Consider the following 13,058-nt stretch of genomic DNA (forward strand, 5'->3'; position numbering starts at 1 on the left):
CCATGCTCGATGCCCCGACCGACGCGCGCACGGCGACGCAGTCGGTCTCCGTCGTCATCCCGGCGAAAAATGCCGCGGCCTATATCGGTGAAACCATCGCAAGCGCGCTGACGCAAGGCGACGTTACCGAGATGATCGTGGTCGACGACGGCTCGACCGACGACACCGTGGCGATTGTCCGTGCCATCGGCGACCCGCGGCTCCGCCTGATGGCCAACGATGCCAGCGGCGTATCGGCCGCGCGAAACCTTGGCGCACGAAACTCGCGCGGGAACTGGTTGGTCTTCCTCGATGCGGATGATCGCCTGCGGCCCGGTGCGGTGACGACGCTGCTGACGGCGGCAAAGACCGCACTGCATGCGGTGCTGATCTATGGCGACTACAACACGATCGACAGTGCTGGATTGACGATCGGGAGGCGCGACCTGTTGAAAGGACGGCGCAAGCCCTCAGGCAATGTGCTGGAGCGCCTCGCCAGCGGCAATTTCATTGTCAATGGCGGCATCATGCTTGTACGCGCCGACGCATTCCGTGCAACCGGCGGCTTCGACGTCTCGCTCCGCTATTGCGAAGACTGGCATTGCTGGTGCCGCCTCGCAGCACTCGGCGAATTCGCCTATGTGCCGAAACTTCTGCTCGATTATCGCCTGCACACGGCCAACACCATGAACGCCGCGGTGCGGACGCCGCAGGATTTCTTCCCGGCGGTCGCGCGTATGTTCGACGACGAAATGATCCTGGCCAAGCTGCCGACCGGCGCAGCACCAAGGCTGCGGCAGGCGGCCGAAATCCATCTCGTGACCTATGCGGCGACGCAGGCGGTCCGTTTCGGGAGATATCGCGAGGCGCTTGCCTATCTCGGCATGGTTGGGCGGCGCTCGCTCAAGGCGATGCCGCGATCCACGATCAAGATCGCTCTGTCCTATTTCGGCATCTAACAGGCTGACCCAGGCGCGTCAGGAAACGATCTTCGACGCCTCATAGGGCTTCGGGTCGAAGCCGACGGCCGCGAGCGCAGAGCCGACCGCCACCAGTACGGGATGCATCGCGACGACGGCCTTCGATGACGTCAGCAGGCGAGCCGAGCGAACCAGCGACAGCGGCAGCCGACCGAGCATCTGCGCAAACACCCGCGTCCGCGCCGATGCGCCCTGCGCGGCCTTGATCTGCACACGGTAGTTGATGGCCCCGATGCGCAGGCTCCGCTTCACGATCCAGCCGAGGCTGGTGCGGCTTTGCGGCACGGTCTCGGTGATGACGGCCTCCGCCGTCCAGTGGAATGTCATGCCGGCATTGCGGCAGCGATAGAAGAAATCGCAGTCGCCGCCGCCGAGAAAGTTGAAGCTCAGATCGAACGCGGGACTGCCGAGCCGCTCGAACGCCGCGCGCGTGATCAGGCAATTGCCGCAGCCATAAATCAGCGGCACCGCACCGGTGTAGTCGTAAGCGGGACGGAAAGCGGGATGACGCGCAAGCCAGGGCTGGCTATCGTCATCGAACACCGGCAACACCGGCCCACCGACAACGTCGGAGCCGGTCGCCTCGGCGGTGCGAACCATCAGTTCGAGCCAGTCCGGCGAGGCGATCTCGTCGTCGTCGACCATCAGGAAGCGGGTTGCAGCGGGAAACAGCGCCTGCGCCGTCTCGAAGGCGGCGTTGATCGCCTGGCAATTGCCCTGTCGCTTCTCGACCAGGCAGACGCCCTGGAGCCTGCCGGAAGCGAGATACTCGGTGGCAACCGGCGTGCTTGCGCCCCCCGCCGCGTCGTTCTCGACCATGACCACGGCAAAGGAGCGCGGGGTGCGCTGGTTGACGAGCGAGTCCAGTGTCAGCCGCAGATGCTCGGGCCGGCGGAAGCAGGGAACGCAGACGACGATGCCGACCGACAGGTCAATGACGCGCGAGCTCGCGGCGATCTCCCGGTTGGGGTCGCGCACGGCATCGGAGATCCTGCTGGCGGACAAATCGGTCGGGATCAGTGTCATTGCGTTCTAGTTGCCTGAGATATGTTGAAAAAGCCCTGCGTCGTTTGTCCCGCGACGACACGGCCGCACGGGACAGATACGTCCCAGAATGGACGGCCTGCTCCAGCGCTCGAACTGCGCCGCGACGCTGATCTCCCGGCTACGACGCGTCCCATCATGCGCTTAACCGCTTTCGCGTGTTTTTCCTGCGGACTCCTGCGCGCATGATACTGCAATTTGCAGTCCATCACCCGCTAACGGCGCAACATGAACAATGCCGTAGTTAACGCATGGGCGCATTAACCCGACCGTAAGCACCGCGACCGGTGAAGGCTCGCGGCATCGGATTTGCACTTCGAGCACGAGAGATTTTTCCTGTAATTTGAGTCGAACAAGCGCGGTCAGAGAACATGAACAAGTCAGCCACGATCGATTTCGCGACAGCTACCAGCGCCAACGAGCCCACAAGTCCTGCGCACACCCAGGCACTGCTCGACCTCGTCGCCGGCGAGGCCCGGGACAGCCTGCTCGGCGTTCACGAGGTGCTGCGCCGCGAGCTTCCGCAAGGCCGGCTCGCGATCTACGAGGCCGGCGGCGGCTCTTCGAGCTTCTTGCCCATGGATGTGCTCGGCCGCAGCCACGTCACCGTCGTCGACATCGACGAAGACCAGGTCCGCAACAACACCTATGCCGACGAGGCGATCCTCGGCGACGTGCAGACCTATCGCTTCGGCCCAGAAACCTTCGACGTCGTGATCTGCTACAACGTGATCGAACACCTGCCCGACGTCGAGGCTGCGCTCCTGAACTTCCGCGATGCGCTCAAACGCGGCGGCATGATCCTGATCGGCGCGCCCAATCCCCGCTCGCTGTCCGGCGTCGTCACCAAGTACTCGCCGCACTGGTTTCATGTCTGGTTCTACCGCAACATCCGCGGCATCAAGACCGCCGGGCTGCCTGGCGAGGCGCCGTTCCCGACTTTCTTCCATCCGCTGGTGACGCTGTCGAAGCTCGAAGCGTTCGCGGCAGCCCATGGCCTCGAGACGATCTACCGCCGTGAGGTCGAGAGCCCGCGCTATCCCGAGATGCGTCAGCGCAAACCGCTGTTCGCCGCCCTCGTCGACGCCGGCGCTGCGCTGATGAACGCGGCGCTTCCGCGTGGCACCGACGTCCGCCGCGGCGACTATCACGTTATCCTGCAGAAGCGCTAACCGCCGTGCGCTCGCAGGTCGGCTATCACGTTGCGAAGCCGCACGCGCGTGCGCCACAAGGCGCGCACGGTAACGAACCGTTAATCACTGAGGGAGTGCTGCCGCCGAAGCGTCACAACGACGCGGCAGATGGCGGCCTGCGCTTAAACGCTTTGTTTGCCATTTCGGTGAATAGTCCCTCAATGAGTATGGTTAATTTTCCCTGTTGCGTTGATTGCGCACTTATATCCCCGGTGCGAGGCGTAAAGCGAAGAGTAACCCCTCAGCCCGCGGCCGTTGGAATGAAAGCTGCGGATTATGCTTGATTATAACCAGCCAATCGAACGGGCCAGACATCCGACCATGTCGGAGGCCCCGCAGCGGACATCCGAGGCCAGCTTCAACGTGCTGGAGCTCGTCAACCTGCTATGGCGGCGCAAGATTGCGATCGCCTCCGCGGCGCTGATCGGTGCGTGCCTCGCCGTCACTGTCGGCAAGAGCCTGACGCCCCGCTACACCGCGACCGCACAGCTTTATGTCGATCCGCGCGAGCTTCAGCTGGTCGATCGCGAGCTCACGCCGCGCGCGCAGGACGTCTCCGGCATGTCCATGGTGGTGGAGAGCCAGGCGCGCCTGATCACCTCCAACAGCGTGCTGTTGCGGGTGATCGAGCAGGCCAATCTCGACAAGGATCCGGAATTCGGCGGCGGTGGCGACGGCAAGAGCCTGATGTCGTCGCTGTTCGGCCTAATCGGCCTCCAGCTCCGCGCGCCCGCCGCCGCAGACGGCAAGGAAGTGCAGCTAGCTGCGCTCGAGGCGCTGAACAGGCACATCACGATCCGCAAGACCGAGAAGAGCTTCATCGTCGACATCGAGGTCTGGTCGACCGATCCCGCGAAAGCGGCGATGCTCGCCAACACCCTGACCAGCGCTTACCTCACCGAGTCCCGCAGCTCGCAGGCCCTGGCAGCGCGGCGCGCGACGAGCGAATTGTCCGGCCGACTGAAGGAGCTGCGCGAGCGGCTGCGCAACGCCGAGACCACGCTTGCCACCTACAAGGCCCAGAACAATTTCGTTGGCACCCAGGACTCGCTGATCTCTGATCAGCAGCTCTCCTCCAGCAACCAGCGACTGTCCGCAGCCCGCGCCGCGACGATGGACGCGCAGGCCCGGCTCGACCAGATCGAGGCGAACAAGCGGACCGCGGCGGATGCGGGCGCCATTCCCGAGGCGCTGCAATCACCGACGATCGCAAACCTGCGCGCGCAATATGCCGATGCCCGGAAAAAATATGCGGAGCAGACCGCCGAGCTCGGCCCGCGCCACCCGGCATTGCGCCAGACCGAAAAGCAGGTCGAGGATCTCAAGCGTACCATCAGCGAGGAGATCGAGCGTTTCGCGCAGTCCGCCAAGAACGATTTGACGCGCGCCCGCGACTACGAGGCTTCGCTCAACCGCGCGCTTGAAGTGCAGAAGCGGCAGAGCCTGCAGCTCAGCCAGGCCGGCGTGCGCCTGCGCGAGCTCGAGCGCGAGGCGGATGCCAGCCGCGACGTCTATCAATCCTTCCTGAAGCGCTCACGCGAGACCGAGGAGCAGGAGACCCTGAACACCTCGGCGGCCCGCGTCATCGGCGAGGCCACCGTGCCGCAGCGGCGTTCGTTCCCGCCGGGCATGAGCCTGTTCGCCATGATCGGCTTCATCTTCGGTGCGCTTGCCGCCGCTTGCTGGTTCGTCGCGGCCGAGCATCTGTTCAACGGCGCGACTGCGCCCGAACCGAGGCGCCGCGAGCGCACGCCTGCGCCGGAGGTCTCGAAGCCTCAGGCGGAAGCCGCCGCGCCTCCACCTGCGCTGGCGCTGGTCGAGAAGCCGCTGATCGCCCGACTCCAGGAAGCGGACGTGATCCGCACGCTCGGCGCCATTCTCGCCACCGGCGGCAGCGTCGATCTGACTCGCGTTGGTTGGCCGACGCTGCGCCCCGGATTTCCGCTGACGACGCTGCTCAACGCCTTGCGGGACATGCGTGCGGCCGTGGCCCGCCGCGCCGGCGACAAGACCATGCCGGTGATCGCGCTGGTCGGCGCCGAAACATCCGGACGCAGCGTGACCGCACTGAATTTCGCGCTCGCAGCGGCGCGCGACGGCAGCCGTGTGCTGATGATCGACGCCGATCATCAGGCGCATCCGCTCTCGAACAAGATCAATCGTCCCGGCAAGAGCGCACCCGCCAAGGCCGGCTGGCTCTCGATCGGCAACAAGGTCGCGCGCGAGATCAAGACCGTCAACGGCATTTCCGTGCTGCCGGCGGCCGAGAGCGATGTCGGCAAGGCCGCTGACGCCATCCGCAAGGCGATCGCGCAGGCACGCTCGGCCGGCGGCTACGATCTCGTCATTCTCGACGGCCCCGGGATGCCGCTGTCAGCCGCCGGCCGCCAGCTGCTCGATAGCGCCGACGCGCTGGTGGCGGTGCTGCCAACCAGCCTCGACATCAACGACAGCATGGAAGAGATCCTGGCCGCGCTCGGCGGCGCCGAGCGCAAGCTCGCCGGCGTCGTGCTCGACGAGCTCACCCCAGCAACCCAAACGCGCCAGCGAGGCAAACAATATGCTTGAGCGCCGCGTCAATCTGGACGGTCGGGCTGCGACCGCCGAGGTGCCACGGATTACCGTCGGCGGCCTTCGCATGGCCGCGCTCGATTTGGAAGCGACCGCTGATTTCATGATCGAGGCAACCGATCCGCGTCATCGCATCGGCCGTCCGCTATACCTGACCTCCGCAAATGGCGAGGTGCTGGCGCGCTGCTCGACAGAGCCGCAGACCGAACGCCTGTTCCGCGCCGCCGATCTGATCAACGCCGACGGCCAGCCGCTGGTGGCGGCCTCGAAACTGCAATCCTGGTTTCCACTGCCCGAACGTGTTGCGACCACGGACCTGTTCCATGTCGTCGCGCGCAAGGCGGAAGTTGCGGGCCGCAGCTTCTACATGCTCGGCGCCAGCGAGGACGAGAACGCCGAGGCGGTCAGGAAAGTGCAGAACCTGTATCCGAAGCTCAGGATCGTCGGATATAGCCATGGCTATCTCCGTGGCGACGCCCTGCGCGCCAAGGTCGAGGAGATCAACGCGCTCGCGCCGGATTGCCTGTGGGTCGCGCTCGGCGTCCCCTCCGAGCAGGCCTTCGTCGAGGAGTTTACGCCGCTACTGACCAATGTTGGCGTCATCAAGACCTCAGGTGGCCTGTTCAACTTCCTCTCGGGCAGCCGGTCCCGCGCGCCGCAATGGATGCAGAAGATCGGACTCGAATGGGCCTGGCGCACCTGGCTCGAGCCGCGGCGACTGCTCTGGCGCTATTTGACCACCAACCCTCGCGCGATCTATCTTCTCTTCAGCCGTAACCGGCCCTTCAATCGCTGAGAAGAGTAGAACGACATGACCGACCAGCCGACTGTCCTCGTCACCGGAGGCGCGGGCTATATTGGCTCGCATGCCTGCCGCGCCCTCGCCAGGGCCGGCTATCGGCCCGTCGTTTATGACAATCTCACGACAGGACACCGCAGCTTCGTTGCCGGGGAGCTGGTGACCGGCGATCTGCTCGACGGCGCGACGCTGGCCCGCGCCTTTACCGACCACAAGATCGCGGCGGTGATGCATTTCGCGGCGGCGAGCCTTGTCGGCGAGTCCATGATCGATCCGCAGAAATACTACATCAACAATGTCCAGGGCACGTTGTCCCTGCTCCAGGCGATGCGCAACGCAGGCTGCCACCGCATCGTGTTCTCCTCGACCGGCGCGGTCTATGGCGACGCGGATTCCAAGGCGCTGCCGGAGGACTTTCCCTGCGCGCCGATCAACCCCTACGGTGCTTCGAAGTGGATGATCGAGCGCATGCTTGCCGATTACCGCGCGGCTTACGGCTTCGGCGCCTTCTGCCTGCGCTATTTCAATGCCAGCGGCGCCGATGCTGCCGGCGGCATCGGCGAATTGCGTGACAACGAGACGCATCTGATTCCACGCGCCATGATGGCGCTGCAAGGCCATGTCGAATTCGCCGTGTTCGGCGACGATTACGACACGCCCGATGGCACCGCGATCCGCGACTACATCCACGTCACTGACCTCGCCGCGGCGCATGTCGCGGCATTGAAGCTGCTGGAAACTGGACATGCCGGCGGCAGCATCAATCTCGGCACCGGCTCGGGCTTCTCGGTGCGCGAAATCCTCACCGCCATCAAGCAGGAGACCGGGCGCGAGGTGCCGCACACGGTCAAGCCGCGCCGCGCCGGCGATCCCACCTATCTCGTCGCCGACCCCTCAGTCGCGCGAAAGGTGCTGGACTTCGTGCCTGGCCATTCCGACCTGTCGACCGTGATCCGCACCGCCTGGGCCTGGCACCAGAAGGCGCATCCGCTCAGATCGCGTTGAGCAACCACTGCCGTCAGACGACAGAGCGTTTCAGCTGTAGCGCCAGGGTTTCGTCCGCGGCCGGGTCCGCCTCCGGCTGGAGCGGCGGCGCGACCGGCAGCTCCATCGGTCGCAGCAGCTCAGCCATCTGCATCGGCGGCAACGGCTTCGCGATCAGGAAGCCCTGCATCTCGTCACAGCCATGGGTGCGCAGGAAGGCCTCCTGTTCGGCATTCTCGACGCCCTCGGCGACCACAGTCATGCCGAGCGCCTTGCCCATGCTGATGATCGCCTGCGCGATCGCCTGGTCTTCCGAATCCTGCGGCAAGTCGCGCACGAAGGAGCGGTCGATCTTGATGGTGTCGATCGGGAAGTGTTTCATCAGCGACATCGACGAATAGCCGGTGCCGAAATCGTCGATGGCGAGGCGTATGCCGCGGCTCTGAATGGCGTCGAGCACCTTCAGCGCGCGTCCGACATTGCGCATCATCATGCTCTCGGTGACTTCGAGCTGGAGCAGCACCGGCGACATGCCGGAGGCCGCCAAGGCCTCGTCGACGTCCTGCAACAGATGCTCGTCGACGAACTGCCGCGGTGACAGATTGACCGCCATCGACACGGGCAGCAGGCCGCGGCGCTGCCAGGCCATGGCCTGCGCGCAAGCCTCCTTCACCACCCAACGGCCGATCGGCACGATCAAGCCGGTCTCTTCGGCAAGCGGAATGAACTGCGCCGGCGAGATATTGCCGAGATCTGGATGGCTCCAGCGCAACAGCGCTTCCACGCCGGTGATCTGGCCGCTCTCCATGTCGACCTTGGGCTGATAGTTGAGCGAGAACTGCTCGCGTTCCAGCGCCCGTCGCAGCGCGCTTTCGAGCGACAGGCGCTCGATCGACTGCGTCTTCACCTCTTTGGAGAAGAAGCGATAGCCGTTCTTGCCGTCTTCCTTGGCGAGGTACATCGCCATGTCGGCGTTCTTGGTCAGCGTCTGCGCGTCGGCACCGTTGGCCGGATACATCGCGATGCCGATCGACGCCGTGGAGTGACACTCGTGGCCGGCGAGCTCCATCGGCTTGCCGAGCGCGGCGAGCAATTCGGTCGCTATGCGCTGGACGTCGTCGATCTCGCCGCACTGGTCGAGGATCACCACGAACTCGTCGCCGCCGAGGCGCGCCACCACGTCGCTGGCCCGCAGCGCACCGCGTAGCCGGATCGCCACTTCCAGCAACAGCAGATCACCGGCCTCGTGGCCCAGCGAATCGTTGATGACCTTGAAGCGGTCGAGATCGATGAACAGCACCGCGAAGCGGTGATCGTGGCGGTGCGCCGCGTCGATCGCCTCGCGCAGCAGGCTGTTGAAAGTCTCACGGTTCGGAAGATCGGTCAGGCTGTCATGCGACGCCAGGTATTCGATCCGCTCGTCGGCCTCGTTCTTCTCGTCGGCGCGATCGAAATTCTCCATTGCGAAGGAGACGTTGTCGGCCAGGCGCTGCAGCAGCTCGACGAATTCGGTTGTGAAGGTCTCCTGCTCGATCGACATGTAGATCATGACACCGACGGGCTTGTCGTGCGTGATCAGCGGAAACGCCGCGCCGGAGCGCGCGCCGTCGCCCTGCAGCACGGCATGGAAGGCGCTCACGCGATTGTCGTTGACATAATCGTTGCTGACACAGGGCTGCCGAGTACGGAAGGCCGTCCCGCTCATGCCGCGGCCTTCGGGCCGATCGGCGTCGATGGACAGACGAACATTTCTCGTGGTCTCGGCGGACGGCCCCGCGGCCGCAAGGATTTCGAGCTGGTCGCTGTCGGCCCTCGCGAGCGCGATGGTCGTCGAGGTGAATTTGCCGCCAGTGGATGCGGCCTGACATACCAGATCGAACAGCTCGGTGCGTGACTTGGCGCGCACGATTGCTTCATTGGTGGCGCTCAGCGCCGCGAACATGCGCGTCAGGCGCTCCTTCTGCGCCTCGGTCCGGGCCCGCTCCTCGGCCCGGTCGAAATTGTCGAGCGCAAAGGAGACGTTCTCCGCGAGGCGCCCCAGCAGCTGGATGAGATCGGGCGTGAACGTGCCTTCGTCCGGCGACAGGAACAGCAGGATGCCGATGGCGTCAGTCCCGTTCTTCAAGAGCGGGAAGCAGCCGCCTGACTTCGTCCCTTGATCCTTCGCGATCCGGCGCCAGTGCGTCGCACGAACGTCGTTGAGCAACTCGTTCGCGACGCAAGGCGCCCTGGTACGGAACGCGGTGCCGGCGAGGCCCCGCCCTTCCGGTTCGTCGGCGGAGGTGGCGAAGCGCGAGTTCTCGACGTGATGCGGACACTCGCCCTTGGTGACGGCAATATCGAGACTGCGGCCGCTCGGGTCTACCATCGCAATGGTGGCCGACGAGAAGGTGCCGCCGAGCACGGCTGCGTCGCAGACCGCTTCGAACAATTCGGCGCGGGTTTTCACCCGCATGATCGCTTCGTTGGTCGCGCTCAGCGCCTCCAACATGTCCTGCAGGCGATTGCGCTGCATCTCGGCTTTCGCCTTCTCGTCCGCGCGATCGAAATTCTCGAGCGCGAAGGCGACATTGGCCTGAAGCCGTTGCAGTAACTCGACGAATTCCGGCGTGAACGTGCCGCGCTCCGGCGAGTTGAAGAGAAAAACGCCCTCGACGCTATCGCCGTTGAACAGGGGCAGTGCCGCGGAGGATCCGATGCCGTTGCGGCGGGCGTTGGCCGCCCAAGGCGCGATCCGGTCGTCGGACAGCACGTCGTTGCTGATGCAGGGCTGGCGCGTGCGGAAAGCCGTCCCCGTCAACCCGCGCCCTTCGGGTACCTGGTCGGAGGTGGAGAATTTGAAGCTGCGGACCGTATCCGCGTTCGGCCCGTAGCAGGCGGCGACGCGGAGCAGCTCGGCACCACGATCGACCAGCGCAATGGCGGCCGAGGTAAATTTTGCCCCCTTCGCGGTCGCCTCGCAGACGAGGTCGAGCAGCTCGGCCCGCGAGTGCGCGCGCAGGATCGCCTCATTGGTCGCGCTCAACGCCGCATACATGCGCGCCAGGCGATCCTCTTCCTCGGCGATCCGCGCCTTCTCGGCCTCACGGTCGAAATTGTCGATGGCGAAACAAACGTTCTCGGCGATGCGCAGCATCAACGCGACGACTTCCTCGTCCTTGGCCCAGGACTGGCTGAGGAAGGACAGGATCACGCCGACGCTTTGGCCATGCCTGGTCAGGGGCGCCGCGACAACTGCGGCGACGCCGGTGTTGAGATTGGCCTGCTCCCACGGCGTTCCCCTGGTGCGGCGCGCGAGATCGCGCTCGACGATGGGTTTTTGCGAACGAAATACCTCGCCGGAAATGCCACGGCCGTAGGGATTGTCGGAATCGGTGGAGTAATGGGTCCGCGCCACAATCGCCATATTCTCGCCTGTTCCGGCGACAGGCTTCAGCCAATGCGAGTCCTGCTCCTTCATCAGAACGAAGGTCGCCAGCGACTTGCCGCCATGCACGGAGGCATCGCACACCAGCTGGTACAGCTCCTGTTCGGTTTTGGCGCGCAGGATGGCTTCGTTGGTCGCGCTCAGAGCACCGAACATGCGGTTGAGTCGGCGCGTCGCTCGCTCGCTCGTCTGCCGCGCCGTTTCGCGCGTGAAATTCTCCAGCGCGTAGGAAATGTTGGCCGACATGCGCTCGAACAGCGACACCATCTGCTCGCTGAGCGAGCCGGCCTCGCTGCGGGTCACGAACAGCACGCCAACGCTCTTGCCGTTGCACAGGAGCGGCACCCCCGCCGCCGCGCCGATATGCGCCTTGGCCGCGCCCTCACGCCACGCCAGCGAGCGCGGATCGTTCAGATAGTCGTTGCTGATGCAGAGCTTCTGGCTGCGAAACGCCTCGCCGCCGACGCCGCTGCCTTCGGCCGTGCCGGCTTCGGTGGTGATCTCTATCGCGCTCAGGCGCGCCACGTCCTCGCCGCAGCCGGCAGCAAAGCGCAAGCGCTGGCCATCCGGCTCCACCAGGAACACGGCAACGGCCATGAAGTCCCCGCTCGAAAACCCGGCGTCGCAGACCATCTGGTACAGCTCGTCCGGCGATTTCGCGTAGAGGATCGCTTCATTGATGGCGCTCAAAGCCGCAAAGGTGCGCGCCAGTGTCGTCGACACGATCTCAACTCCCGGGCATTTCTGCCTTTTTTCCCAGACGGCTTTATGAACGGGGATCGCCTAAGTGGTCGTTATTGCGTGATGAAAACCGCCGATCAGAGTGAACGAGCTACGAATGACGGGCACGAAACTGGCGGGAATGCCGTCGCACGGGAGGAATGACGACCAAAGGCGCGCGCTCTTCACGAATTTGCAGCCCTGTATTGGTTTACGGGAGATTGATATCGCAGCCCCGCTTTGAGACGATGGCGTCCAACAAGCAGCCCGTTAAGAGCATCAAGCCGAGGGAACGCCATGCCCATCGTCAAGGCCGACCGCCTCACGCGCGTCAGCGCTGCGTTGCTCCGTGCCGCCGGAGCCTCCGAGGAAGAAGCCGACGCCGTCGCAATCGGCTGCGTCAACGCCAATCTCGCCGGCCATGACTCCCATGGCGTGATCGCGGTTCCGACCTATATCGACCGCATCAAGGCCGGACACATCGTCCCCGGCGCCAAATGGAGCATCGTCCAGGAATCGCCGACCACGACCGTTATCGACGGCCATTGGGGTTTTGGCTTCCACGTCAACGCCAGGGCGATGGCGCTGACGATCGAAAAGGCGAAAACGGCGAACGTCGCCGCCTGCACCGTGTTCAGGCAAAGCCATGTCGGCCGCCTCGCAGCTTATCCGTTGATGGCGATGCGCGAAGGCATGATCGGAATTGCGACGGCAGACTCCGGCCGGTCGCCGAAGCACGTCGCGCCGTTCGGCGGCAAGGAGGCGCGGCTCGGCACCAACCCGATCTCGATTGCGGTGCCGTCCGATCTCGAAGCGCCATTCTATCTGGACATGGCGACATCAGCGGTCGCCGCCGGCAAGATCCAGCTCACGGTCGCCCGCGGCGAGGAGATTCCGACCGGCTGGATCATCGATGCCGAGGGACGGCACACCACCGATCCCACCCAATATCGCAAGGGCGGCGCGCTGCTGCCGCTCGGTGGCACCGAGGGCTACAAGGGCAGCGGGCTTGCCGCCATGGTCGAGGTGCTCTGCGGCCTGCTGACGGGGCTCGGCTTCGGCGTCGAACCCACGGGGCGGCACAATGACGGATGCTTCATGGCGGTGTTCAACGTCGCCGCATTCCGCCCACTCAAGGAATTCAAGCGCGATGTCGCTGAATTCGCGCAATACTTGAAATCGACGCCGCCGTCCGAGGGCAGCAAGGGCGTCTATTATCCCGGCGAGCTCGAGGGCGTGCGCGAGCAGCAACGCCTGCGCGACGGCATCGAAGTCGAGGATGCGACCTGGGAGAAACTGCGCGCGCTGGCGCGCGACTACAGGCTCGACACCGTCCTCGATCTGTCCTGACCCAATTCGGA

The 13,058-nt window shown here is 64.8% G+C and carries 8 protein-coding genes; 6 read left to right on the forward strand and 2 right to left on the reverse strand.

Annotation, left to right across the window (positions count from 1 at the left end):
- Window positions 1–2 precede the first annotated feature (2 nt).
- Complete coding sequence (locus ABIA96_RS04140) at window positions 3–938, forward strand: glycosyltransferase (RefSeq protein WP_354136411.1); 936 nt, start codon at window positions 3–5, stop codon at window positions 936–938.
- Window positions 939–956: 18 nt separating this feature from the next.
- Here ABIA96_RS04140 and ABIA96_RS04145 read toward each other — a convergent pair whose 3' ends face one another.
- Window positions 957–1,985, reverse strand: a complete 1,029-nt coding sequence (locus tag ABIA96_RS04145) for a glycosyltransferase family 2 protein (RefSeq protein ID WP_354135765.1) — start codon at window positions 1,983–1,985, stop codon at window positions 957–959.
- A 389-nt stretch (window positions 1,986–2,374) separates the two neighbouring features.
- Between ABIA96_RS04145 and ABIA96_RS04150 the strand changes: the two genes are divergently transcribed.
- The 4 genes from ABIA96_RS04150 to galE all read left to right on the forward strand — a co-directional run bounded on the left by ABIA96_RS04150 (window position 2,375) and on the right by galE (window position 7,571).
- Window positions 2,375–3,175 carry a class I SAM-dependent methyltransferase gene (locus ABIA96_RS04150; protein WP_354135766.1) on the forward strand — a complete coding sequence of 267 codons (801 nt, stop codon included), beginning with the start codon at window positions 2,375–2,377 and terminating at the stop codon, window positions 3,173–3,175.
- Between the two features lie 297 nt (window positions 3,176–3,472).
- Window positions 3,473–5,764: a GumC family protein gene (locus ABIA96_RS04155; RefSeq protein WP_354135767.1), complete on the forward strand. Its 2,292-nt coding sequence runs from the start codon at window positions 3,473–3,475 to the stop codon at window positions 5,762–5,764.
- Entirely contained in the window at window positions 5,757–6,563 is an 807-nt protein-coding gene (locus ABIA96_RS04160) for a WecB/TagA/CpsF family glycosyltransferase (protein ID WP_354135768.1), read from the forward strand. Before ABIA96_RS04155 ends, ABIA96_RS04160 begins: the two co-directional genes overlap by 8 nt.
- 15 nt (window positions 6,564–6,578) lie before the next feature.
- Window positions 6,579–7,571, forward strand: a complete 993-nt coding sequence (gene galE, locus ABIA96_RS04165) for a UDP-glucose 4-epimerase GalE (protein ID WP_354135769.1) — start codon at window positions 6,579–6,581, stop codon at window positions 7,569–7,571.
- Between the two features lie 13 nt (window positions 7,572–7,584).
- On the opposite strand, the gene ABIA96_RS04170 is transcribed toward galE, so the two are convergent.
- Complete coding sequence (locus ABIA96_RS04170) at window positions 7,585–11,700, reverse strand: bifunctional diguanylate cyclase/phosphodiesterase (protein WP_354135770.1); 4,116 nt, start codon at window positions 11,698–11,700, stop codon at window positions 7,585–7,587.
- 294 nt (window positions 11,701–11,994) lie between these two features.
- On the opposite strand from ABIA96_RS04170, the gene ABIA96_RS04175 reads away from it, so the two are divergent.
- Window positions 11,995–13,047, forward strand: a complete 1,053-nt coding sequence (locus ABIA96_RS04175; RefSeq protein ID WP_354135771.1) for an Ldh family oxidoreductase — start codon at window positions 11,995–11,997, stop codon at window positions 13,045–13,047.
- Window positions 13,048–13,058: the final 11 nt, after the last annotated feature.

The organism is Bradyrhizobium sp. LB11.1 (assembly GCF_040549385.1).
Lineage (GTDB): Bacteria > Pseudomonadota > Alphaproteobacteria > Rhizobiales > Xanthobacteraceae > Bradyrhizobium.